This window comes from Ruegeria sp. YTSC199 (genome assembly GCF_059609725.1).
Window position 1 is genome coordinate 219,475 of the sequence record NZ_JBXWMF010000002.1, and the last position, 24,656, is coordinate 244,130.

Genomic DNA, 24,656 nt, shown 5'->3' on the forward strand with positions numbered 1-24,656 from the left:
GGCGGGTCAATAAAACAGGCGGACAGAGCATGACATTGAATCTTTCGATGCCCGGGCACGACGAACTGAAGCCTCGGATTACAGTATTTGGCGTTGGCGGTGCAGGCGGCAACGCTGTCAATAACATGATTGAGAAACAGCTGGACGGCGTCGATTTCGTTGTGGCCAACACCGACGCGCAAGCGCTGCAGCAAAGCCAGTCGTCTGCGCGGGTGCAATTGGGCGTGAAAGTCACCGAAGGTCTGGGCGCCGGTGCGCGGCCCGCCGTCGGCGCCGCAGCCGCCGAAGAAAGCATTGAACAAATCGTCGATCATCTGGCTGGCGCACATATGTGCTTTATCACCGCCGGTATGGGCGGTGGCACCGGCACGGGGGCGGCTCCGATCATTGCGCAGGCGGCGCGGGAATTGGGCGTGCTGACCGTCGGCGTTGTCACCAAACCTTTCCAGTTCGAAGGTGCCAAGCGGATGCGGCAGGCCGAAGACGGCGTTGAATCGCTGCAAAAAGTCGTCGACACGCTAATCATCATCCCGAACCAGAACCTGTTCCGTCTGGCCAACGAGAAAACCACCTTTACCGAGGCGTTCTCGATGGCGGATGACGTTCTGTATCAGGGCGTTAAGGGCGTGACCGACCTGATGGTGCGTCCCGGCCTGATCAACCTCGACTTTGCCGATGTCCGCGCCGTGATGGACGAGATGGGCAAGGCGATGATGGGTACTGGAGAGGCCACCGGCGAAGATCGCGCGGTTCAGGCCGCCGAGAAGGCGATCGCCAACCCGCTGCTGGACGAAATCAGCCTCAAGGGCGCCAAAGGCGTGTTGATCAACATCACCGGTTCACACGATCTGACGCTGTTCGAACTGGACGAGGCCGCCAACCGCATCCGCGAGGAAGTGGACCCCGAGGCCAACATCATCGTCGGTTCGACCCTGGATACTGTAATGGAAGGCGGGATGCGCGTTTCGGTTGTGGCCACCGGCATCGATGCCAGCGAGAAAAGCGAAGACGTACCGGTTGCGCGCCGCCCCATGTCGGCTCCGCTGACCCGCACCGTTTCGGCAGAAGAGCCGCTGCAGGAAGAGACCCCCGCTGCAGTGGCTGAAGTGGCCGAACCTGCGCCGCAGCCTGAAGTCAACCGCGAACCCTCGCTGTTCGAAACTGCCGAGGAATCGGCGCAGCCGCAATTCCAGCCGCAGGCAGAGCAGGACGATGACGGTTTGCCGCCCCCGGCATATCAGCCGCGCGTGGCCGAATTCGAACCGACCCCCGAGCCGGTTGAGCCTGCGCCCGAGAGCTTTGTTGCACCGCAGCCGCAGGCCGCGGCCGGCACACCGTCGCCCGAGGCACTGCAGCGTCTGCAGGCCGCCGTCCAGAATATCCCAGCGGCCGAGCGTGGCCATCCCGCGCCCCGTCCGCAGGCCCCGCAACCGGCCGCGGCAGCGCAGGCGGATGCACAGGATCGTCCCCGGTTTGGCTTTAATCGCCTGATCGACCGGATGACCGGCCACGCCGCCGATACCCCGGCCCAACCGGTGCGCCAGCAGCCTCCGATGCGCCAGGCTGACGCTACGGCACCTGCGCATGACGAGGCCGACCCCGAGCAGGATCGGATCGAAATTCCCGCGTTCCTGCGCCGTCAGGCCAACTGAACCCGGTAACAATGTACCTAAAAAGGGCCGCCGTTTGGCGGCTCTTTTTTTTTTAAATACATGGACTTGGCCATATGTAAGCAGGGATTTGCCGATCTGTTACATTCATGTTTCATTCAGTTACAAAGAGTGAGTTGAGCCTTGACCCGACCTTCCTTAGTTGAGTGTCCAACACGGACCGTAAAGGCCGGAAACCACTCACCGAGGTTCACTTTGCAACATACGCTCAAATCTCCGATCACGTTTACGGGCGTCGGGCTGCACAGCGGCAAGCCTGCGACGATGGTTCTGAAGCCAGCGGCTGCTGGTCACGGCATCTGGTTCAAACGGACGGATATCGAGCTGGGCAATGCGTTGATCCCTGCGATCTATGACGTGGTAGAGCGCACGCCGCTGTGCACCCGTCTGGTGAACGAAGCAAACGTTTCGGTGTCGACTGTCGAGCATATCATGGCCGCGCTGGCCGGATGTGGCGTGCATAATGCGCTGATCGAGATCGATGGCCCCGAGGTTCCGATCATGGACGGCTCGTCGATCGATTTCGTGCGCGGCATCATGGCCAAGGGCGTGCGCCGTCAGGCCAGCCCGGTTCTGGCCTTCGAAGTTCTCAAGTCGGTAACCGCGTCGCGCGAAGGCGCAAGCGCGTCGATTGCACCTGCGGACGGGCTGATCATTGACTTCCACATTGATTTCGAAGACGGCGCGATTGGCAGCCAGACCAAACGCCTGGACATGCGCAACGGCTCTTTTGCGCGTGAACTCAGCGATTGCCGCACATTCTGTCGTCGCACCGATGTCGAAGCGATGCGTGAAAACGGCCTCGCCTTGGGTGGTACGTTGGAAAACGCGGTCGTCGTACAAGGTGACGAAGTGCTGACACCGGGCGGTTTCCGCCATGCGGATGAGGCGGTGCGCCATAAGATGCTGGACGCTCTGGGTGACCTCTATCTGGCGGGTGGTCCGATTCTGGGCCACTTCATCGGTGACAAGTCCGGCCATGCCATGACCAACACGTTGCTGCGCAAGCTGTTCGAAACTCCCGGCGCGGTGCGCCCGGTACTTTGCACCCCCGAACAGGCCGCGCGCCTGCCGGGGCAGGGCCTTGTCTGGGATGAAATTCCCGAAGTTGCCTGATTAGATCACCTCTGTCGACAATTCCGCCAGTGGGTGTACTAAGGCGTTTTGCCCCGGAATTATATGTGCTAAACCGAAGCCCAATCCGGGGCTTACCCCGATAAGCAATACGACAAGGATAGGCGGAATGGTTGGCACCAAAGCGGCAGTCAGGTTCGCGGGCGCGATTCTTCTGACAGCAGTTTTGACGGCTTGCGGCGACAGTGGCGCAGACCGCAATCAGAACCTGGAAGGCTATACGCCAGAACAGATTTATACGCGCGGCGAATTTGAGCTGTCGCAGAATCGCTCGGATGATGCGGCGTGGTACTTCTCGGAAGTCGAGCGTCTGTATCCCTATTCCGATTGGGCGAAACGCGCATTGATCATGCAGGCGTTTTCGTTCCACACGGACAAGAACTATGAAGAAAGCCGGGCAGCCGCGCAGCGCTATATCGACTTCTATCCGACGGATGAAGACGCAGCGTATGCACAGTACCTTCTGGCGCTCAGCTACTATGACCAGATTGATGAGGTCGGGCGCGACCAGGGCTTGACCTTTCAGGCGTTGCAGTCGTTGCGGACGGTGATCGAGGTCTATCCGGACAGCGAATATGCTACCTCGGCCGTGCTGAAATTCGATCTGGCTTTTGACCACCTGGCTGGCAAAGAGATGGAGATCGGGCGCTATTACCTACGTCAGGACCATTATACCGCGGCCATTAACCGATTCCGCGTGGTGGTCGAGGATTTCCAGACCACCACCCACACCGCCGAGGCGCTCTATCGTCTGATCGAGGCTTATCTGTCGCTGGGTCTGGTAGATGAGGCGCAATCAGCTGGTGCTATTCTGGGTTACAACTACCAGTCGTCCGAATGGTACGATGCGGGCTACAAGCTACTGACCTCACGCGGGTTGGAGCTGAAGAGCCGCGGCAACAACTGGCTGAGCCAAATCTACCGGCAGACGATCAAAGGTGAGTGGTTGTAATCGCCATGGTTAAAGGCGTGGGACTCTAAGACCCGATGCTGCGCGCCCTTGATATCCGCGATATGCTGATCATTGAGCGGCTGGAACTGACGTTTCAGCCGGGTCTGAACGCGTTGACCGGAGAGACCGGTGCGGGCAAGTCGATCCTGCTGGACTCGCTGGGCTTCGTATTGGGCTGGCGCGGGCGGGCCGAACTGGTCCGTCAGGGCGCGGCCCAAGGTGAGGTGGTCGCCGAGTTCGAACTCGGTCCAGATCACGCCGCCCATGCGGTTCTGGCCGAGGCGGGCTTGCCCGGCGGCGAGGAGTTGATCCTGCGCCGCGTCAACACCGCCGAGGGCCGTAAAACCGCTTGGGTCAATGACCGGCGCTGCTCGGGTGAAGTTTTGCGGGCATTGTCCGAAACTTTGATCGAACTGCATGGCCAGCATGATGATCGGGGGTTGCTGAACCCGCGCGGGCATCGTGCCATGCTGGATGATTATGCCGGGGCGGAGGAACATCTGACGGCTGTACGTGTCGCGTGGACCGAGATGTCCCGCATGCGAAAAGCTCTGGCCGAGACCGAGGCGGCGCTCGCCGCCATGCGCGCCGAAGAGGAATTCTTACGCCACGCGGTCGCCGAACTGGACAAGCTGGACCCGCAACCGGGGGAGGACGCCGAACTGGACGCCCGCCGCCGTATGATGCAGGGTGCCGAACGTATCCGTGATGACGTGGCTCGCGCCTTTGATCTGCTGGGCGGAGATGGGGCCGAAGGCTCCATGTCGGACGCCGTTCGTTGGTTGGAAGCTGTGTCGGACAATGCAGGCGGCCAGCTTGAGGAACCGATCGCTGCACTTAGCCGGGCTCTGATCGAATTGGGTGAAGCGCAGGACGGTGTGAATGCCTGTCTACAGGCGCTGGATTTCAACCCCGCGGAGCTTGAGGCCGCCGAGGAGCGTCTGTTCGCCGTCCGCGCATTGGCGCGCAAGCACGATGTGGCTCCGGACGATTTGGGGGCGTTTGCAGATACTCTGCGTGACCGGTTGAATCGGCTGGATGCGGGCGATGCTGATCTGGCCGATCAACGCGCGGTGGTCGAGGCTGCTCAGGCCACCTATGACACCGCCGCTTCTGCGCTCAGTGTCGTGCGACAGCAGGCTGCGGGGCAGTTAGATGCTGCGGTGATGGCAGAACTCGCACCGCTGAAAATGGAACGCGCTGTGTTTCAGACCGAAATAACCGCCACCGACCCAGGCCCAGAAGGCACCGATGCTGTGGCCTTTACCGTTGCCACCAACCCCGGAGCACCGTCAGGACCGCTGAACAAGATCGCCTCGGGAGGAGAACTCAGCCGATTCTTACTGGCGCTCAAGGTCTGTCTGACCGGCGACGACAGCGCCCGCACGATGATCTTCGACGAAATCGACCGCGGGGTTGGTGGGGCGACTGCCGACGCGGTGGGGCGACGCTTGGCCTCGCTGGCGCAAGGGGGGCAGGTTCTGGTGGTGACACACTCGCCGCAGGTCGCCGCCCGTGCGGCGCATCATTGGCGGGTGCAAAAACAGGTCATGGACGGGCAGACGCTATCCACCGTCATACCACTGGCCGATCCCGACCGCGTGGACGAGATCGCTCGCATGGTGGCCGGAGACACGATCACCGATGAGGCCCGCGCCGCAGCCCGTGCCTTGCTGGAGGCCTGAGATATTTCTGCCGCTTTCCGGTCCTCAAACCGTCGCGATCCCACTTTTATCAGGGCGCCCCGTAGCTTAGTAAGGGATAAGACTTGATCCCCGAGGGCCAATGACCCAATCGACCCGCACCGTTTTGCGCAACCAGCTCAATCAGGCTCTGGCCGCGATGAAGGATGCTTGGCGGGTTATGCGGCGGCGCGGACCCAGCCAAATTCAGTTCTGGTTCATCGCGCTGGCCATCGGAGTTGCTGCCGGGTTCATGGCGCTGGGGTTCCGCAAGGCGATCCGTGCGCTGCAGGCCTATGTTTATGATACCGAGGACATCCTGCTGCTGCACAGCCATGCCGAGAAACTTCCGTGGTTTCTGATCCTGATTACCCCCATCATCGGCGGCCTGATCGTGGGGCTGATCCTGCACAAGTTTACCGATGACGGGCGGGTGCGCTCGGTTGCGGACGTGATCGAGGGCGCTGCGCTGACAAATGGCCGGGTCGAGGGTAAGGCGGGGATCGCGTCCTTCCTTGCCTCGCTGATCACGCTCAGCACCGGCGGGTCGTCCGGGCGAGAGGGGCCGGTGGTGCACATGGCCGGGGTGATCTCGACCTGGGTCAGCGACCGAATTCACGCTGATGGAATCACCGGGCGCGACCTGCTGGGTTGTGCCGTGGCGGCGGCGGTATCGGCCAGCTTCAACTCGCCCATCGCAGGCGCATTGTTCGCGCTTGAGGTGGTGCTGCGCCACTTTGCCGTGCACGCCTTTGCGCCCATCGTTATCGCCTCGGTCGCAGGTACAGTGATCAACCGGCTGGAATATGGCGACGTAACTGAATTCGTTCTGGATACCCCCGGGTCATTGCAGTTCTATGTGGAGCTGCCCGCTTTCCTGATCCTCGGCCTGATCTGCGGGCTGGTTTCCTTACTGCTGATGCGCTCGATCTTTTTCGCCGAGGACATCGGCAACCATATCCAAAACCGCCTGTCTCTACCGCGCTGGCTGCGGCCAGCGGTATCCGGGGCAATGCTGGGCCTTCTGGCGATCTGGTTCCCACATATCATAGGCGTCGGGTACGAGACGACGATCCGTGCCTTGGCGGGTGATCTGACGCTGACTGTCGCAATCTTGTTTGCGGTGACCAAGACGGTCGCATTGGCGATCACTATGGGTGGGCGAATGGGTGGAGGGGTTTTCTCGCCCTCGCTGATGATAGGGGCGCTGACCGGGCTGGCCTTTGGCCTGATCGCCACGGGGCTGCTGCCGGATGTGTCCGGGACCCATACGCTCTATGCTTTTGCCGGAATGGGGGCCGTGGCCGCCGCCGTGTTGGGCGCGCCGATTTCCACCACCATGATTGTCTTTGAATTGACCGGAGATTGGCAAATCGGTCTCGCCGTGATGGTCTCGGTCTCGATGTCCACGGCGCTGGCCTCGCGCCTTGTGGATCGGTCTTTCTTTCTGACCCAGTTGGAACGCCGTGACGTGCATCTGGCCGCAGGGCCGCAGGCCTATCTGCTGGCGATGCTACGCGCCGGGGCGGTGATGCGGCCCATCGGTGATGCGAAGTCTATCACCAGAGACGAAGCGTTGGAACTGATCGAACAGGGCCTGTGTGTACAGGCCAGTGCCACACTGGAAGCGGCAATGCCCTATTTTGATCGTGACGACATCCCCTGCATTCCGGTCGTGGTGATCGACGACGAGGGTAACGAATCCCCGGTCGGTGCGCTTTTCCATATCGACGCGCTTAAGGCGTATAACCGTGCACTGGCCGCCACAGCGGCCGAGGAGCATTCTTAACCGTCATACACCGTTGCAGTGTCGCCTAGGTAGTTGTCCCAGGCGAACCAGTACGAGACGTGACCTGCGACCCGCGGCAATCGGGTGCCGTCCGGTCCGATCAGAGCCTCTTCGGTCAGGATCCATTTCCGGCCGGTCTGATCCACGAGCCCGCCGTCCGAGGCTTTGAATTGGTGCGATTTCCTCTCATAGGCGCGAACAGTGCGCTTGTCAGCGTTACCGATCAGAACCAGAGGGCGTTTGGCAATCGCGTCATTGATTACCCGGGTTCTGCTGAACGCCTCCAGCGGCCACGCCCGCGCCGCACCGAACTGGCGGATAGCAAAGACGTAGTCCTTTTGCCGATGCGAGGATTGATCGACCAGCGCGGGGAACATCAACTCGGGCGAGGCGAAATACTCGCGATACACCACCCCCGAGCCATAGTTGCGCCGGTGCCCGGTGTTCAACGAAAGAACGCCGGTGCCGGGATGCGAGGCCTTCCAGCTCTCCCACGTCGTGATTACCACCGGGCGCTGTTTCAATTCGATCCCGCTGTTGACCAGCGGACCCACGACGGGCTTGCCGGTATACTGGTTCCACAGCGAATGCGTCTCGCGGTCAAACATCAGCTTGTTCGAGCGATACAGGAACCCCGACGAGCCGAAGATCAATGGCTTTTGCCGCCCCGGGACCAGCGTTTCAAACAGAATGCCCGAACCGCACAGCGTGCAATAAGCCAATGCCACCGGCACGCCGCCGATCACGTCGTTGAACATCTCATGCCAGCCCATGATGCGCAGCGGATAGGCGCGCTCATCCCCGTTGATCGAGACGCCAAAGACCAGATCGTCATCTTTTAGGTAATCTGCCCGTTCGGCCGGTATAAGCGCCGGATCGTCCAGTGACGGGATGCCGTCCTTGCGCACGCCACCCCATGCGATCTCTTCCAGCCGGATTTTCATCTTATCCCGCTGCAGACATTCCGTGCGCAGGAAGTCGTCGAAGTTCGGGTCGATCCCCAGCAACACTTCGCGCTTGAACGGGATCAATGAGGGGTGGGGTGCAACCTGCGGGTTCCGTTCTTGCCACAACATCCAATCGAACCAGTTGGCGCCGATGCTTTCCCCGGTCAGGGTTTGCATGACCTTAGCGATCTCGGCGCTGCGCCGTCTACCATAGCGCATTCCGGTCAGCAGGGCGGGAACAACGTCCGGGCTGCCGCGCTGCACCAGAAAAGCCATGCCCTGCTCGAATTCTGCATTGCTGCCGTAGAGTGTGGTCCTGACGGCCCCTAACACAGGATCCTGTTGCGCCCAAAGGGCGTTGGGCAGCGCAACAGCCCCCAATAGTCCAGCGAAACGGCGGCGAGTGATCGACATGGCATCCTCCGGTGGTGAGCACGCGTATTCTGCACGGTCTACCGCTCACATGCACTCAACAGCCGCGTGAACTGGTATGCCCAATTGCGGCGCCGGCCAGTTGCCAACAGGGACCCGCTAACCACAATCACAGATCTCGGAAGTTTGAAACGTTCAGCCGGGTTGATACTGCCGGGAAATCCAGTTTCTATGTGCACGAGCAGCACTTTTCGCGCGTCGGCCAACGAAAAAAAACGAGGTCAGGGAATGAAATTTGTAAAACGGCTTTTGACAAGCCCGGTCGTCATGGTGGCCCTGGCAGTGGCGCTTGTTTTGCTGGTCCTTGAGATTGAAGAATTGCGCAAAAGCCATGGAGGCGTGGCGCATACCGCGCCAGTCTGGGCCGACGATCAAACCACGCAGGTCGAGACCATTTTCACCGCGCTGAACATGCGCGCGCTGGACGTCCCGGTAGAACGCGCCGGAGGCGGCGGTGCCCTGGCCAGTCTGGGCAACGATCTGATTTTGATGACGCATGAGGGCGGGTTCTTCGAAGTTAGCGGGGATGAGGCCAGAAAACTGGATATTGCCCCCCCGCCCAACGGGTGGAAGGCCATGCTGGATTTTGAAGCGGCGAATCCAAGCTACAACTTCGCCCACTTTTTCTTTCGCTATAACGATGTTGACGTTGTTGATGGCGTTCTACTCGTTTCGTTTACCGAATGGGTCGAAGGTCAAAACTGCTACCGCACCTCGATCGCACGGGCGGATTTGAACGGTACTGCTGCGGCGGATCTATCGGTCGGAGCGGATGACTGGCGCCTTGTATTTTCAACAGAGCCTTGCCTTGCGCCAAGCCCGAACGGTCGCGCCATTCAGGGGCACATGGCCGGGGGACGTTTTCGTGTGGACGAAACCGGAACGCTTTTTCTGGCGGCCGGTGACTATGCTCAGGATGGGATATATGCGCCGGTGCCACTGTCTCAGGATCCCGAGCAGATGTATGGCAAGGTGATCGCAATCGATCTGGAAACCGGCGAAAACCATATTGTTAGCCAGGGTCATTCGAACATGCAGGGCATTGCCTTTGACGCCGAGGGCAAGCTGTGGGCGGTTGAACATGGTCGGCGCGGTGGAGATGAACTGAACCTAATTCGTGAAGGCAATGACTACGGCTGGCCGCAGGTCTCGCTGGGGACGCGATATAACCGGTTGCCGCTGCCCGACACGCTGGATTACGGGCGCCACCCTGAATTCGAACTACCGGCTTATTCCTGGTTGCCATCCGTCGCTGTTAGCTCGCTGGCACCTATCGCGGATTTTCATCCCGCATGGGACGGCGATCTGATCGCTGGCTCACTTGCAGGCAACAGCCTTTTCCGTATCCGCACGAAAGGCGACAGCATCCTGTTTGATGAACGCATCCCGCTGGGTTTTCGTATTCGGTATGTCCATCAACACGGTGACGCGATTGTTCTGTGGACGGATCAGAAAAAGGTGCTGCACCTGACTGTCGGTGAGTTTGATCCCAGCTATCAATTCGCAGTTTCGAAAATAGCGAACCTCGATCTGTCCAAGCACACGGCCGAAGCGGTCGAAACGGCGCTGGAAGGTTGTGCTGAATGCCATGGTTTCGGTGTTCTGCCCAGCGCCAGCGCCCCATCTCTGGGTGAGGTTTACGGGCGTAAGGTCGCGGGTTTGGCGGATTTCGACTACTCGCAATCGCTGTCTGCGGTGGGCGGAGAGTGGGACCGGAGCCAGCTTGTAGCCTTCCTTAGCAATCCGCAGTCCGTAGCTGGAGAAACTTCCATGCCGGACCCCACCTTGGATGACCCCGAGGTGATCGACGCGATCGTGGACATTCTGATCTCTTTGCGTCGACAGGCAGAATGAGAAAGACCGGGATCAACATCCAGAAACAAAAAAGCACAGGCTTGAGGGCCAGTGCTTTTTTTAAGAATTGACCAATCTGACCCCAAAACCCCCAGAGGGGCGGGATGGTCTAAATTTGCTCAACCTTTACCGACTCGACCGGATAGAAGGCTACATAACCCTTGATTTCGGCCATGGCAGGCGACGGATTCTCAAAGCTCCAGGCTGCGTTCTCGGTTACCGAGGATTTGTTGACGATCGAGAAATGCGTCGCATCCCCTTTATGCGCGCAGTGCGTGACTTTGTCGGTTATGTCCAGAAATGCCATCGCGATGTCAGAGCGGGGGAAATAGATCACTGGGGCCAGATCACCCTCCGACAGTTCAAGTGCATTCGTGCTTTCGCCCAAAACGGCACCGCCTGAACGAACGCTCCATTTTCCCGGAGCCTTGCGGATTGTAATCTCTACCATGTGTATTTCCTCGCCTTATTGAGGGCTTCTCATCTGCCCGGTATATGTAACATTCGGATGTCAGACCGGAGCGGTTGCGGCATCCAACCACAGTTGAGCGTCCTCGCCCAGTCTTGGGCGAAGCTTTTCCGCAACGTCGCGATGATACGCGTTCAGCCAGTCGCGCTCGGCCGTTGTCAGCATCTCGGCGACAATCAATCGTCTGTCGATCGGGACATACGTCAATGTACGCCAGTTCAACATGGCCCGTTCGTCGTCGCCGCAGAGCAGAGCCTCGGCCTCTTGCACGACCACAAGGTTCTCGATGCGGATACCAAAGGCGCCTTCGCGATAATATCCCGGTTCATTCGACAGAATCATGCCGGGCTGCAGCGGTACATGGCTGACCTTCGACAGGCGTTGCGGACCTTCGTGAACGCTCAGATATGCGCCGACCCCATGCCCGACACCGTGGTTGAAATCCTGTCCTGCAGCCCAAAGCGGTGTGCGGGCGATACATTCGATATCGCGCCCGGCCAGTCCAACGGGCCAGCGCAGCATTGACAGGTTAATCATGCCCTTTAACACGCGGGTGAAACAGGACTTTTCCTCGTCACCGACCTTGCCAATTGCAATTGTGCGGGTGATGTCCGTGGTGCCGTCCAGATATTGCCCGCCGCTATCGAGCACCAGAATGTGCCCGTCTTCAAGGCGGCTGTCGGTCTCTTCGGTCACGCGGTAATGCATGATCGCGCCATTGGGTCCGGTGCCTGCAATCGTGTCGAATGAGATATCCTGTAGCGCGTTGTCCTTGCGGCGGTATTCTTCAAGCCGGGTGACCACCTGCGTTTCGGTCAGTGTGCCGGGCGCCTGTGCGTCCATCCAGCACAGAGTTTCGATCACGGCCACCGCATCGCGCAGATGCGCCTCGGCGCTGCCGGCGATTTCGGCCGCGTTCTTGCAGGCTTTGGGGAGTGCACAGGGATCGCCACCGTCGACCATTCGGTCCTGCAAAACGTCCGCAACCGCCTGAGGCATGGTACCCAAGTCGACCTGAACCATGCCCTCCAGCGATTCGACGGCGGTCAGGAACGTATCTGGCGCATGCACCCGAACCTGATCGCCCAGATCGACGGTCAGCTTTTCCTCGGCCATAAACAGGTCCACCATCCCGTCGGCATTCAAAATGGCAAAGCCATGCGCCACGGGATTGTACCCGATATCCGAGCCGCGAATGTTCAGCAGCCACATGATCGAATCCGGCAATGTGATTACAGCCGCAGAGCAGTCGGCCTCGCGCAGTGTTTCGGCCAGGCGGGCGATCTTGTTGTACGCAGTGTCACCGGCAAATTCGATCGGATGCGCCTTGACCGGATTCATCGGCGGATCGGGCTGGTTTTCCCACACCCGGTCCACCAGATTGTCACAAGGCAGCAGTTCGATCCCGGTGCCTGCCAGCTCTTTCTGGACGCTTTCGATCTGACCTGCGGCGTGAAGCCAGGGGTCAAAGCCGACCTTGCCGCCCTTGGGCAGTTGCTCTTTCAGCCATGCGCTGAGGCTGATTTCGGGCCACGGCACTGGTGAATACTCCGCTGCGACCTGTGCCTTCACCTGCGTTCGATAACGGCCATCCACGAACACCCCTGCCATGTCCGCCAAAGCGGCGCAAAACCCTGCCGATCCGGTGAATCCAGTCATCCAGGCCAACCGCTCGTCCCGCGGGGCCACGTATTCTCCTTGATGCGCATCGGAGCGTGGGATCAGGAACCCGTCCAACCCTTCGCGCGTAATCTCCATGCGCAGCGCAGCCAACCGTGGCGGCCCCTGTTCCGGACGCGCGGTGACTTCAAAGGACTGAATCATTTCCTACCTCTCCCAAATCGGGCTGACCCCTTAATCTTTTTGGAAATTACTTCCGCCGGAGGCAAGCCCAGCCCTAGCTGGCCTTCTTCATTCCCATCACCCGGGCCCGCGCCCGTGGGTCGCTGTCGAACAGCGCTGCCAATTGCTCGGTCATCGCACCCGCCAGTTGCTCCACATCCGTAATCGTCACCGCTCGATCATAGTAGCGGGTCACGTCGTGGCCGATCCCGATGGCCAGAAGTTCCACCATTTTGCGCTTTTCAACCATGGCGATCACGTCGCGCAGGTGTTTTTCCAGATAATTCGCGGGATTGACGCTGAGAGTTGAATCATCGACCGGCGCACCGTCAGAGATAACCATCAAAATCTTGCGCTGCTCGCGCCGGGCCAGCATCCGGCGATGCGCCCATTCCAGCGCCTCACCGTCGATGTTTTCCTTCAGCAGACCCTCTTTCATCATCAGACCCAGATTGGGTCGGGCGCGCCGCCAGGGGGCATCCGCACCTTTATAGATGATGTGGCGCAGGTCATTCAGACGCCCCGGCTGTTGCGGGCGGCCATCGTTCAGCCATGCCTCACGCGCCAGACCGCCTTTCCAAGCGCGGGTGGTAAAGCCCAGAATCTCGACCTTGACGTTGCAGCGCTCCAGCGTTCGCGCCAGAACATCTGCGCAGATCGCCGCGATGGAAATCGGACGCCCACGCATTGAGCCTGAGTTGTCCAGCAGCAGCGTCACCACCGTATCGCGGAACTCGGTGTCCTTCTCGACCTTAAAGCTCAGCGGCGTGGTTGGGTTTGCCACAACCCGCGCCAGACGGCCTGCATCCAGAATGCCTTCTTCGCGGTCGAACTCCCAGCTGCGGTTCTGTTGCGCCTGTAGGCGACGCTGCAACTTGTTGGCCAGTCGGCTGACCGCGCCCTTAAGCGGCTCCAGCTGTTGATCCAGATAGGCGCGCAGACGTTCCAATTCGGCCGGCTCGGCCAGATCCTCGGCGGCGATTTCCTCATCATAGGTGTTCAGGTACACCTTGTAATCGGGATCGGCCTCGGATGCGGGCGGCGGGGCAGGCGGCTCCAACGGAGCCTCACCTTCGGGCATCTCGGCTTCATCGCCCATCTCATCCTCGGCCATCTCGTCCATCGAGACCTGAGCCTGGGATTGGTCCTGCTGTTCTTCCTGCGTTTGTTCAGGGGTTGCGTCAGCCTCTTGTTCGTCCTGATCGTCCTGCCCAGTGCTGTCGGGATCAGGTTGTTCCTCGGCGTTGTCCTCGGCCTGATCTTCCTGTTCGTCGTCCAGTTCATCCGGATCATCGCCCAGCTGGTCACCATAGCCCAGATCCTTGATCATCTGGCGCGCGAACTTGGCAAATTCGGCCTGGTCCGAGAGGATATCATCGAGGTTTTCCAGCGTCCCACCGGCCTGTTCCTCGATGAATCCGCGCCACAGGTTCATGATGTTCTCGGCCGCTGGCGGCAGGTCGCGTCCGGTGGCCAGATGGCGGATCAGATAACCTGCCGCGACCGCCAGAGGCGCATCCGCGGGCTGTTTGCATTGATCATAGCCGCGGCGCAGCGCCTCGTGCCCGATCTTAACGTCAATATTGCTGGCCGTACCGGGCATGTCCCGCGCGCCCATCGCCTCGCACCGGGCCACCTCCATCGCTTCATAGAGGTCCCGCGCCATATCACCCGGAGGTGCATAGCGCGAATGGGTCGCGTCATCGTGATACCGCCGCTGCAACGCCAAGGCATCCGCCGTCCCGCGCGCCAGTAAAACCTCTTCGCGTGTCATCCGGCGGCTGACCTGCGGCAGGCGCATCGATTCACCCGCCAGTCCCGACGGATCGACCGTGTAAGAGACGTTCAGTTCAGGATCGTCCGCCATCACCTTAGTCGCTTCGGCCAAGGCCTTTTTGAACGGATCGGCGGGGTTGTCGTTGGGTTTGCTCATCGGTGGCAGGTCCAGACTTGTTCTGTTCGGGCAACCTAGAGCCATTCCGGGACCTTGGCCATAGGGCCAAGCCCGTTTTCCCATGAAACCAGAGCGGTGTTCACAGCAAAACCTTGCGGCATTCGGAAACTCGACGCGCAATCTTCCGTTCCGCCCTTGCGGCGGCCCGTTCGTCAAAGCTGTAGTCCATGTCGGCCAGCAGCGAGGCCACCTCGTCCCGGTCGCTCACGGGCCTGGGTGCCTCAACCCTTTCGGACAGGGACCAGAGGAGAATTGTGTCCAGCAAAAGGTCGAATTCCTGCTGCAGACCGTTAACCGACGCGACCTGTTCTTCCATCTGGTGCGTTGACGTGTGGCCAACGCCTCGAGCCATCCGGAGCAATAGGTAAACAGCTTGATGCGGTCCATTGTCCCGGCGGGAAGCGCCTGCAACGGCATTGTAATAGTCAGTGTAACGGCAGAGGCAATAAAAGAAGCGCTTTGAAAAACGACATGCTTTGAATGCTCACGGGCAATGCTCGTATAAACAAATACTTGCGTGAAATTATTCAACCGGTTGTGAGAACACCACACAAAAAGGGGGGGTGCCGAACGGTCGCGTTTGCGCCTATGCGTACAGGTTGAACCACCTTGAAACGCTGTCCAATACGCCTTTCAGGCCAGTCGCAGGAAAGAACTCCTGATCTTTGCCGTGGTGCGAATCCAGGACGGCCTCCGCCAACCGGTCCATTTGACCGGCATTCAGTGCATTCGGATTGTTGACGGCGCTCGAATTCACCTTTTTGGCGGGAATGTCGGACAAATCGAACCCGTTTTTTCGTCCAAACCTTTTCAGCCCACTTTGCAGATCTGCGAAATTCAGCAGCGAAACACGTGCCCCGGACGCGTGAAGGGCACTGGTGTTGAGCATCAAGCGCGCCGGGATATTCCGGGTGTCGAGCAGATCCGAGATGGAATGGTTAGATGACACAAGCGCCTCAAATTCCTGCAAATCGATAGGTTCGTTGCGGGCATCGAGGCCAAAGCCGCCATCCTCCTGTTCGCGCATCCAACGGTGGGGCGAATAATACAGTGAAATCATCCGCTCGACCGGAGGCCGGGCAAAGGCATAAGCGGTATAATCGGAAAAGGCCGGGCCGATCAGGTCACTGTACTCTGCCAGGGATTGGTGCTTGGACTTGGTCGCTTCGCCATTCAGTTCAAATCGGTCTGAGCCGTCCTGATGTCCACTGGTGACGATCGCGTCGTCGGAAAACCGAAGGAAGCACCGCGTAAAGAAGTTTCCTCCGGTTTTCGGGACGTGAATGAACACGCATTTTTGCTCGGCAAATTGCACGTCTTAGCCCAGGCTTGCGCTTGCTGCACTTTCGGGCAGTTCCTCGTCAAAGCAGCGCTGATAGAACTCGGCAACGGTCTGGCGTTCCAACTCGTCGCATTTATTCAGGAAGGACAGGCGGAAGGCGTAACCTATGTCGCGGAAAATCTCGGCGTTCTGCGCCCAGTTGATCACGGTCCGAGGACTCATCACCGTGGACAGATCACCATTCATGAAGGCGGTCCGGGTCAGGTCGGCGACGGTGACCATCTGGCTGACGGTCTTGCGGCCCTTCTCGGTGTTATAGTGCGGCGCCTTGGACAGAACGATCATCGTCTCTGCATCGTGGCTGAGGTAGTTCAGCGTCGAGACCAACGACCAGCGGTCCATCTGCGCCTGGTTGATCTGTTGCGTGCCGTGATAGAGCCCGGTTGTATCGCCCAGACCTACGGTGTTTGCGGTGGCAAACAGGCGGAAGTTCGGGTTCGGCGTGATAATCTCATTCTGGTCCAGCAGTGTCAGCTTGCCGTCATGCTCAAGTACGCGCTGGATCACGAACATCACGTCCGCACGGCCTGCATCATATTCGTCGAACACGATGGCGACGGGGTTCCGCAGAGCCCAAGGCAGAATGCCTTCGTGGAATTCGGTGACCTGCTTGCCGTCGCGCAACTTGATTGCGTCCTTACCGATCAGGTCGATCCGGCTGATGTGGCTATCCAGGTTCACACGCACGGCGGGCCAGTTCAGACGGGCGGCCACCTGTTCGATATGGGTCGATTTGCCGGTGCCGTGGTAGCCCTGAATCATCACCCGGCGGTTATGAGTAAAGCCCGCCAGAATCGCCAGCGTGGTCTCGGGGTCGAACTTGTAGGTATGGTCGATAACCGGCACCCGATCGCTGCGCTCGGCAAAGCCCTTGACCGCCATGTCGCTGTCAATGCCAAACACCTCACGGACCGAGATATCCTCGGTGGGTTTTGCGTTGATATCAATCGATCCGTCAGCCATGCGCGTCGTCCTTATCCTTTGGCCCGTATTGCCGGGTTTGAACCCGTGTGTGGTGCAACATATTGCGAGCAAGGGCAAGGGAAAGCCGCGTGTGCTGCAGCTTCGGCAAATCTTTCTTTGAAACTGGCCTTATCCCTACACTTTGATCAGTCGAGAATTGCGTCCCGAGCCCGGATCAGGCTGCGTTCGTCCACAAACGCGGCGTGGATTGCATGTAGTCCTGGAACGTCTGCCCATAGCCCTGTAGCAACCAGCGTTCCTCGTTCAGAACGAAAAGGAAATAGATCAAAAACAGCGCAGCCACCAGCGCTAGGGTCGTCCACGACCCGCTGGCGATCCCCAGTCCCACAGTCGCCAAGACCGAAGTCACCTATTACGGGTTGCGCGAATAGGCATACATGCCGCCGGTCACCAACCTCTCGCTTTCGCAGTAGGTGTTGTCGAGACCCAGAAAGCGATAGCCCCACAGTGTAATACCAAACGAAAGCAGCATAACCGGCACGCCGATTGCATGCCGCACCCAGTAATCCCAGCCATTCACCCAGACCTCGGACAAGGCGAAAACAACGGTGGCTCTGCAGAACAGCCGGTACAGACCAAAGGCCGTGTGATGCCGCCAGCCGCTGGTGCTGGGCCACAGACCCAGATGCGGTAGACGCAGGTTCAGGGCGAGGTATCCGCTAAGTAGTAGGATCGAAGTGATTGTAATCAAAAGAACATTCGCATGTACGAGGGAAATGAAGTGTTCCATATCGTGTTCCATTGGGGAAAGATCACAAGTTGGATGTGGGCAAAAGGGCCCACTCATGGAACATGGCGTAACAAGCATTTGTAACAGGGTGAGGACAGCGAAGAGGCGCAGAAGACTGAAATGCCGAGCTTACCCGCTTATGTTCCAGTCGGCGTTGTTCTCAATAACGCTGGCTACGGCCAACGCCTTCTCTGACAGGTTCTGTGGAGTGTTCTCGTCGAGTGCAAAGCGGGCAACCCTGTCGTACAATGCTTTGGACGTATAGAATTCGAAGGCTTTCGTGTTGCCCGGGCTTTCCCAGAACGCGGTGATCCAGACGGATTCGCGCCCTGGAATGCAATGCGCGCACCAGTCGTGCCAAAAGCGTTGTACCAATATCGGGTCTGGTGTCGCGGCAACCTGTTCAAACAGTACCTCTTGGGACCACCCCGCCAGGCCAAACATGCAAATAGTGTCGTCCAGATAGCAATTGTCTCGCCCGATTTCGCGTTTGAGATAGGCGCGCTGAAACCGATCCAGAACCTGCCATTCATCAGTGGACCAGTTGTCCGGGTTTCCGGTTTCAAACCGGTTCAGGCTGACCTCCAACCCGACGCTGGCAAGGTCTTCGTCCACGGCCAGAACTTCGAGTATCCGGGGCAGGAGATAACCCCATGTCGCCTTGGCAATACCCTTCGGATCGTACGCGGCGAAAAACCAGTCCTGCAGATAGTGAAGAGGAAGTTCTGCAATCGGGGGCGCGAAAAAGTCCGCCTCGAAATCTGCTTCCATGCAGCAGCCTTCACAGACTTCGATGCTGGGCGGTTTCGAATAGGCAAAGACCCTGTACGCATCGTCGATGATGTCAGAAAATGGATGATCCGGCTGTATCTTTGCCTTCAGCGGTTTTTGCTGTTTTCGCGCCATGGGTTTCGTATCTCGAAAGGCCCAGGCGGGTGATGCCGCCTGTTTCACCCACGCAAGGTACGAAACCCGTTTTGTCGCGTAAAGGTTTGCCAGACTTATTTAAAGTTCCGGCTGTCCTTGATCTGATCCCAGGCCCAGACGACCTCTTGCAGCTGTTCTTCCTGAGACCGGTCGCCGCCGTTCATGTCCGGGTGCAGCACCTTGATCAGCTTTTTGTAAGCCTTGCGCACCTCGGCCTTGGTCCAGTTGTCCTTGGCCTCAAGGATCTCGATTGCGCGGCGTTCGGTGGGGGGCAGGCGACGACCACCGCCGCCCGCAGTACGGCCTGGATTCTTGGTGGCGTTTGCACCCAGTACCTGATGCGGATCCTCAATGCCCAGACGTGCCCAGGCGCGCGCCTCGGGATCGCCCATGGGCTTGGTCTCACGCTCCCACACCTTGTCCTTGGATCGCTGCGCGTTCAGCTCGGCTTCGGTGGTGCCGTCGAAGAAATTCCATTTCTGGTTATATTCACGCACGTGCTGCTGGCAGAACCAGTAGAAATCATCCAGAACATCCGGCGCTTTGGGCGCGCGGAACTTGCCCGCCTCCTTACAGCCGGGATGGTCACAGATTCGCACCGATGTTTCAGACGCACCCGACATCCCCCGACGCCCACGCGGATTCTTTTTCTTGGCGCTGGAGACGGACATATCGAATCCGAAAGGGTCTGATTTCGTCATGCTGTGATCCTTAAGAACGCATCTTCTCGACTCGGAGGCAGCAGTTTAATCTAAGCAGCCGAAAGTAGAAGAGGGGGGCGGTAAAATTTTTTACCGCTGAGCGAAAAATGACCGTAACCGACGAAATCCGAACCCGCCTGCAAGCTGCCTTTGATCCGCGCGAACTAGAAGTGGTCGACGACAGCGAAAGCCACCGCGGTCACGCGGGTTATCAGGACGGTGGTGAAAGCCATTTCAACGTCCGCATCCGTGCCAGCGCGTTCGAGGGACAATCCCGTGTCGCCAGCCATCGCGCAGTCCACAAGGCGCTGGGCGATATCGTGCCGCGCATTCACGCGCTCGCTTTGGATATCGGGGTCTGAACGGCCAATCGGCCTAGCTACTTGCAGGCTTGCGCGGGATCAAATCCAGGGTCGGGTTCAAAGGCGGTCAGCAGTGCCTTGGTTCTCAGGGTGAACATCTTTGCCGCAAATCGGGAAAGATACGCGGCATCCGCGTTTTTTGCGCGCAAACGGGTCCGTATCGCCACGTGGTCGTTGATCCAGCGGAGCGATGTAATTTGGCACCCTTCTGCGTTCCCGCAGGCCTCGGTCCAGTCGTCTGACAGAAAATTCTGAATGGTGTTGGTTTTCTTGAACGGCGGGCATGGGAAGGTTTTGGTGATCCTGCAATCGCTGCTCCCAGTGTTCTGTCGTTCGAAATCCGGCTGTGGCTGAAAATAGAGCACCAGCTCATTCACGCCTTCGGCGAATTGGGCGTCGGTGGTGCTTTGCCAATCGGTTCCTGATGACTTCGACCATGAGCGTAGGGCGATTACCGAGATCCCGTTCGCATCGCGTTGCAGCAGATCCACCTCCTCACCGAACAAGCGAAAGCTCCGCGCCGCGATACCAAGGTTTTCCGCGGCCCAGACTTCTGCTTTTCGCTCGGTTACCGCAACAGCACTTGCATAAGCCACCGCGGCGTTTTGCGTTGCGATACCGGGCCGGAGGTGCGTTCCTTCGAACCTTTGTAAAATATAGTTTATGTGTCGCACATTCCCGATCCGGGTCCGCATATCTGTGAGAAAACGCGATCTGGCCAGGTCACTCCTGTCCTCCGGAATTTCTAACGGGGCTGGCGTCCAAGCAAGGTCGGCGGTTAATCCCCAGTTGTTTTGCAAGGGAAGGGCATTTGCCAACAAATCGCCTATCGAAAGGGCCTCTTCCGAGTTTGTCACCGCAGAAGCTGAGCTTTTGGGTTTGGGGTTATGTGCTGTTTCAACGCCCGCAGACTCGAGCTCCTCGAGTGTTTCAGAAAATTTCTGCGCAACGTCTTTAAACGCTGTTTGCACAGAACCTGCGAATTCCGGGTTCAAAACCCCGTTTAACTTACCCAGAACCATCAGCCCGGAACGTGTGGCATCGCGTTGTTTTTCGTCGGGCTGTTGAAAACTCAGCGTCGTAGTCAGACTGGATTGACCGTTGAGGCAGGTCCATGAGTACTCGGGCTGTGTAAGCCAGTCAGGGTTTGCGCTGACAAATTCTTCGTCGCTGCATTCAACCTGATCGGGTCTGTTGATAATGCGGTGCAACCATTGCCAGACCGTCGCGCGGTTCTTTTGCAGTTTGCTTATGCTTTCAGACCACTCAGCTTCAAGGCATTGCAGGTCTGTGACTGTTTCGGCGACAGCGGCGTGTGCCATCAACGTGAACGTCAACAGAGACGTTGAAAAGAAAAGGGCAGATTTCACTATAAGTAATAAATTCTTGTAAAATGAGGCTTGAGAAACGGCTAGCGCGAGTTTTCGTCTTTGGGCGGCTCTGTCACCTTTTCAGCCCCTTTCAAAGAGAGTGGAGGCTCTTTGACATCTTCTGAAATGGGAGCTGGGGCCTGAACCATCTCGGGGCCGGGAATAGGCTTTGCCTGTGCGATGTTTTCATCTGTCCGCGCCGAAATCAAATCAGTTTCGATCTCACGCCGAAAGACCAGTACATTCCGCCAGTTCACGGTCGAGCTTGTCAGGCCCGCGCGTTCCTCGCTGGGCAGCAGTTCGGCGCGCTGGTACTCCCAGCCGTCCTGACCCATCTTGTTCAACACCTGTTCAATCGACGCGGCAAACCGGCCTTCTGCGGTTTTCTCGCCCTTGGCTTTGACGCCTTTTTGCGGGGCGGGGACAACTTTGTATTCGTAGCGCTGCATCGGGTTTTCCTGGTTGTCGGTTCCCGGCAATCTAACATGCTGGAGATTTTGGGAAAGTCATCATCGCGTGGAAAGAGGTGGAAAAGAAAAACGGCGGGGTTTTGTGCAAACTCCGCCGCTAACAATTCATGCCCTGATCGGTTTACGAACCCAGCTTTTGGCTGACCAGTTCGTTTACTGCCTTCGGGTTGGCCTTGCCACCGGTGGCTTTCATCACCTGACCAACGAACCAGCCGGCCAGTTTCGGGTTTACCTTGGCCTTTTCAACCTGCGCCGGATTGGCGGCGATGATCTCGTCCAAAGCCGCTTCGATGGCGCCGGTATCCGTCACCTGTTTCATGCCGCGCTCTTCGACGATCTGTACCGGGTCGCCGCCTTCGGTGTAGACGATCTCGAACAGGTCCTTCGCGATCTTGCCCGAGATCGCATCCGAGGAAATCAGATCAATGATCGCACCCAATTGCGCCGGGGATACCGGGGATTCGGTGATGTCGTGGTCTTCTTTCTTCAGGCGGCCAAACAGCTCGTTGATCACCCAGTTCGCAGCCAGCTTGCCGCTGCGACCCCTGGCGACTTCTTCGAAATAAGCAGCCGATTCCACTTCGGCGGTCAAAACCGAGGCATCATAGTCGGTCAGGCCGAATTCGCTGATAAACCGCGCCTTCTTGTCGTCGGGCAGTTCGGGCAGTTTTGCAGCGATGTCGTCCACCCATGCCTGCTCAATCTCCAACGGCAGCAGATCCGGGTCGGGGAAGTAGCGATAGTCGTGCGCCTCTTCCTTGGACCGCATCGACCGTGTTTCGCCCTTGTCCGGGTCATAAAGCCGCGTTTCCTGATCGACCTTGCCGCCACTTTCAACGATGGCAATCTGGCGACGCGCCTCGACTTCGATCGCTTGCTGGATAAAGCGCATCGAGTTCATGTTCTTGATCTCGCAACGGGTGCCCAGATGCGAGAAATCCTGTGTTTCCTGATACTTCTCATAGGCACCGGGCAAGCAGATCGAGACGTTTACATCCGCCCGCAGGTTGCCGTTTTGCATGTTGCCATCACAGGTGCCCAGATAGCGCAGGATCTGACGCAGCTTGACAATATATGCAGCCGCTTCTTCCGGTCCGCGAATGTCGGGGCGGCTGACGATCTCCATCAGGCAGACGCCGGTCCGGTTCAGGTCAACGAAGGACATGTGTGGGTCCATGTCGTGGATGGACTTACCTGCGTCCTGCTCCATGTGGATGCGTTCTATGCGGACCATGCGCGCGGTGCCGTCTCCCATCTCGACCAGCACTTCACCTTCGCCCACGATGGGGTGATAAAGCTGCGAGATCTGATAGCCCTGCGGTAGGTCCGGGTAGAAATAATTCTTGCGGTCAAACGCCGATTTCAGGTTGATTTCCGCCTTAAGGCCCAGTCCGGTACGGACAGCCTGCTCAACGCAGAACTCGTTTATTACCGGCAGCATGCCCGGCATCGCCGCGTCCACAAAGGCCACATTCGAGTTTGGTTCGGCCCCGAATTGGGTCGACGCGCCCGAGAACAGTTTGGCATTGGATGAAACCTGAGCGTGCACCTCCATCCCGATCACCAGTTCCCAATCGTGCTGGGCCCCGGCAATGGTTTTGGGTTTGGGCATTTCGTATGTCAGGTCGAGCATGGCGCGCCTCATTTCCGCAGAAGTCTAAGCCTGCGTATTAGGCCCGGTGCGGTCTAGGGGCAAGGGGGAATCAGTTCTCAGACAGGCGCAGGCCCGACGGTGTGAACGTCACATCCATGCCGCTTCGCAATTCGTCGCGGAACAAATCGCCGATGGCGCGCAAGGCTTGGCGTTGGCCGCGGGCGGCGAACCGTTCGGCCGAGTTGATGCGAACCGAGTTGTTGAAACCGCTCGCAGCGTGCGCCCAGATCAGTGGGTGCAGTTCGGTCATGTGGTCGCGGATCAGCCAGTTGGCGGCTTCGTGAATTTGCGAGCGCACCAGATCGGCCTGCTCATGCAGGCCCAACCCGTTCTGAATCGTGGTGGCGCAATAGGCTGAAAGCATGTTGACCGTTTGCTGATCCGGACGGCGACGTAGAATGTCGTTCAAACCCTCCAGAAAATACTCGACATCCAGTCGCGCGCAGGCCTCTTCATCCAAAGCAATGGCGTCAAACTGCACCCAAGTATAGCCGCCGGCCCCCCAGACGTCGCGGGTGCGGGCCGCATTACGCAGTGCCTGAACCTCAAGCTCTTCGTAGCTGCCGAACCAGCGCGGCAGTAGATGCGTGCCCATCGCCCGCATATGGCGCTGGTTATTTGGGTCCAGCGTGATCAGCCGTTCGTATTCTTCCGCTACGCGCAGGTCGGTTTTCCGCCGACCGGCCAGCAGGGCGCAACCGGCTGCGGCAGCCAAAGGGCTGGCCGGCGCGGTTGCGCGGCATTTCGGCAGTAGCGCCGCGGCCCGGTCGAAATGCGCGGCACAGCGCGACCGGTGCAGCGGAGGCAACGTGGCATCCGTCGCAGTCCCGCGCCAAGCCCAGGCCAGGTCGATATGCGTCAGCGCGACCACAAGCGTGATCATAGGATCATCGGGATGCGCGCGCATTTCGTCTTCCAGTTCGGAGATACCGCCAAGAAGGTCATATTCGGACAGGGCGGCGCCGTCAGACAGGGCGTGTTCCACCGCCAGTACAACGTCGGAGCGGGCGCCAAATGCCAGCAAATCCGCAATCGGCATCCCGTCGGGTGCGGTCGCGCGGGTTTCGTCTGCGGCGCGCATTTGTCGGGACAACTCGGCCCAGCGGTCCTGCCTGGCCAGCGTGCGCCCTTGTTCAATGGTGTCTCGGCCAATCAGATCCCCGGCACAGGTGCTAGCCAGCGGAATATTCAGTTGCCCTGTGTCCGGCATGGCAGCCGTAACAGCGCAATCCGCAGCGCGCACGTCCTGCGTGAATTGACGGGAAGGTAAAGAAGAACGGGCCTTACGTGCCCTTAGAAACCGAAACATGGCAAAACTCGAAACCGAAACAAACAGGTAAGCTGACTAGGGATGTTGACTGAAATTCACCTCAAATTCAAGCTTTTTGCAG

The 24,656-nt window shown here is 58.8% G+C and carries 22 protein-coding genes; 7 read left to right on the plus strand and 15 right to left on the minus strand.

What is annotated here, in order from left to right:
* The first annotated feature begins 29 nt into the window (after nucleotides 1-29).
* The 5 genes from ftsZ (at nucleotide 30) to AC2FEE_RS02825 (ending at nucleotide 7,227) form a co-directional block, all read left to right on the plus strand.
* Nucleotides 30-1,652 (plus strand): cell division protein FtsZ, encoded by a 1,623-nt coding sequence (gene ftsZ / locus AC2FEE_RS02805; protein WP_496862907.1) that lies wholly within the window; start codon nucleotides 30-32, stop codon nucleotides 1,650-1,652.
* 213 nt (nucleotides 1,653-1,865) lie between these two features.
* Complete coding sequence (gene lpxC, locus AC2FEE_RS02810) at nucleotides 1,866-2,786, plus strand: UDP-3-O-acyl-N-acetylglucosamine deacetylase (RefSeq protein ID WP_496862909.1); 921 nt, start codon at nucleotides 1,866-1,868, stop codon at nucleotides 2,784-2,786.
* 127 nt (nucleotides 2,787-2,913) lie between these two features.
* Entirely contained in the window at nucleotides 2,914-3,756 is an 843-nt protein-coding gene (locus tag AC2FEE_RS02815) for an outer membrane protein assembly factor BamD (protein WP_496862911.1), read from the plus strand.
* Between the two features lie 35 nt (nucleotides 3,757-3,791).
* Nucleotides 3,792-5,441: a DNA repair protein RecN gene (gene recN / locus AC2FEE_RS02820; protein ID WP_496862912.1), complete on the plus strand. Its 1,650-nt coding sequence runs from the start codon at nucleotides 3,792-3,794 to the stop codon at nucleotides 5,439-5,441.
* A gap of 100 nt (nucleotides 5,442-5,541) precedes the next feature.
* Entirely contained in the window at nucleotides 5,542-7,227 is a 1,686-nt protein-coding gene (locus AC2FEE_RS02825) for a chloride channel protein (RefSeq protein WP_496862913.1), read from the plus strand.
* On the opposite strand, the gene AC2FEE_RS02830 is transcribed toward AC2FEE_RS02825, so the two are convergent.
* Complete coding sequence (locus AC2FEE_RS02830; protein ID WP_496862915.1) at nucleotides 7,224-8,588, minus strand: DUF3179 domain-containing protein; 1,365 nt, start codon at nucleotides 8,586-8,588, stop codon at nucleotides 7,224-7,226. The two genes, AC2FEE_RS02825 and AC2FEE_RS02830, sit on opposite strands and share 4 nt — an antisense overlap.
* A gap of 246 nt (nucleotides 8,589-8,834) precedes the next feature.
* On the opposite strand from AC2FEE_RS02830, the gene AC2FEE_RS02835 reads away from it, so the two are divergent.
* Nucleotides 8,835-10,460 (plus strand): PQQ-dependent sugar dehydrogenase, encoded by a 1,626-nt coding sequence (locus AC2FEE_RS02835; RefSeq protein WP_496862916.1) that lies wholly within the window; start codon nucleotides 8,835-8,837, stop codon nucleotides 10,458-10,460.
* 109 nt (nucleotides 10,461-10,569) lie between these two features.
* On the opposite strand, the gene AC2FEE_RS02840 is transcribed toward AC2FEE_RS02835, so the two are convergent.
* From AC2FEE_RS02840 to AC2FEE_RS02885, 10 genes are all read right to left on the minus strand, one after another.
* The gene (locus AC2FEE_RS02840; protein ID WP_496862918.1) at nucleotides 10,570-10,911 is read right to left on the minus strand and encodes a DUF427 domain-containing protein; all 342 of its coding nucleotides are present in this window, start codon (nucleotides 10,909-10,911) and stop codon (nucleotides 10,570-10,572) included.
* Between the two features lie 60 nt (nucleotides 10,912-10,971).
* Nucleotides 10,972-12,753 (minus strand): aminopeptidase P family protein, encoded by a 1,782-nt coding sequence (locus AC2FEE_RS02845; protein WP_496862919.1) that lies wholly within the window; start codon nucleotides 12,751-12,753, stop codon nucleotides 10,972-10,974.
* 73 nt (nucleotides 12,754-12,826) lie between these two features.
* Entirely contained in the window at nucleotides 12,827-14,704 is a 1,878-nt protein-coding gene (cobT, locus tag AC2FEE_RS02850; protein WP_496862921.1) for a cobaltochelatase subunit CobT, read from the minus strand.
* Between the two features lie 100 nt (nucleotides 14,705-14,804).
* Nucleotides 14,805-15,041 carry a hypothetical protein gene (locus tag AC2FEE_RS02855; protein WP_496862922.1) on the minus strand — a complete coding sequence of 79 codons (237 nt, stop codon included), beginning with the start codon at nucleotides 15,039-15,041 and terminating at the stop codon, nucleotides 14,805-14,807.
* Nucleotides 15,042-15,311: 270 nt separating this feature from the next.
* The gene (locus AC2FEE_RS02860; RefSeq protein ID WP_496862923.1) at nucleotides 15,312-16,016 is read right to left on the minus strand and encodes a sulfotransferase family 2 domain-containing protein; all 705 of its coding nucleotides are present in this window, start codon (nucleotides 16,014-16,016) and stop codon (nucleotides 15,312-15,314) included.
* A 27-nt stretch (nucleotides 16,017-16,043) separates the two neighbouring features.
* The gene (cobS, locus tag AC2FEE_RS02865) at nucleotides 16,044-17,030 is read right to left on the minus strand and encodes a cobaltochelatase subunit CobS (RefSeq protein WP_480640887.1); all 987 of its coding nucleotides are present in this window, start codon (nucleotides 17,028-17,030) and stop codon (nucleotides 16,044-16,046) included.
* A 175-nt stretch (nucleotides 17,031-17,205) separates the two neighbouring features.
* Nucleotides 17,206-17,379 carry a methyltransferase family protein gene (locus tag AC2FEE_RS02870; RefSeq protein WP_496863030.1) on the minus strand — a complete coding sequence of 58 codons (174 nt, stop codon included), beginning with the start codon at nucleotides 17,377-17,379 and terminating at the stop codon, nucleotides 17,206-17,208.
* A 24-nt stretch (nucleotides 17,380-17,403) separates the two neighbouring features.
* Nucleotides 17,404-17,793: a methyltransferase gene (locus AC2FEE_RS02875; protein ID WP_496862924.1), complete on the minus strand. Its 390-nt coding sequence runs from the start codon at nucleotides 17,791-17,793 to the stop codon at nucleotides 17,404-17,406.
* Nucleotides 17,794-17,910: 117 nt separating this feature from the next.
* On the minus strand, nucleotides 17,911-18,687 hold the full coding sequence (locus tag AC2FEE_RS02880; RefSeq protein WP_496862925.1) for a hypothetical protein: 777 nt from the start codon (nucleotides 18,685-18,687) through the stop codon (nucleotides 17,911-17,913).
* 95 nt (nucleotides 18,688-18,782) lie between these two features.
* Nucleotides 18,783-19,409 carry a DnaJ domain-containing protein gene (locus AC2FEE_RS02885; protein WP_496862926.1) on the minus strand — a complete coding sequence of 209 codons (627 nt, stop codon included), beginning with the start codon at nucleotides 19,407-19,409 and terminating at the stop codon, nucleotides 18,783-18,785.
* A gap of 107 nt (nucleotides 19,410-19,516) precedes the next feature.
* On the opposite strand from AC2FEE_RS02885, the gene AC2FEE_RS02890 reads away from it, so the two are divergent.
* Entirely contained in the window at nucleotides 19,517-19,771 is a 255-nt protein-coding gene (locus AC2FEE_RS02890) for a BolA family protein (RefSeq protein WP_496862927.1), read from the plus strand.
* Between the two features lie 17 nt (nucleotides 19,772-19,788).
* On the opposite strand, the gene AC2FEE_RS02895 is transcribed toward AC2FEE_RS02890, so the two are convergent.
* From AC2FEE_RS02895 to AC2FEE_RS02910, 4 genes are all read right to left on the minus strand, one after another.
* Complete coding sequence (locus AC2FEE_RS02895) at nucleotides 19,789-21,093, minus strand: hypothetical protein (protein ID WP_496862928.1); 1,305 nt, start codon at nucleotides 21,091-21,093, stop codon at nucleotides 19,789-19,791.
* A gap of 89 nt (nucleotides 21,094-21,182) precedes the next feature.
* A complete protein-coding gene (locus AC2FEE_RS02900) occupies nucleotides 21,183-21,590 on the minus strand; it encodes a DUF4177 domain-containing protein (protein WP_496862929.1) in 408 nt (135 codons plus the stop codon).
* 142 nt (nucleotides 21,591-21,732) lie between these two features.
* Nucleotides 21,733-23,244, minus strand: a complete 1,512-nt coding sequence (gene gatB / locus AC2FEE_RS02905; RefSeq protein WP_496862930.1) for an Asp-tRNA(Asn)/Glu-tRNA(Gln) amidotransferase subunit GatB — start codon at nucleotides 23,242-23,244, stop codon at nucleotides 21,733-21,735.
* A 70-nt stretch (nucleotides 23,245-23,314) separates the two neighbouring features.
* Nucleotides 23,315-24,574 (minus strand): hypothetical protein, encoded by a 1,260-nt coding sequence (locus AC2FEE_RS02910; RefSeq protein WP_496862932.1) that lies wholly within the window; start codon nucleotides 24,572-24,574, stop codon nucleotides 23,315-23,317.
* Nucleotides 24,575-24,656: the final 82 nt, after the last annotated feature.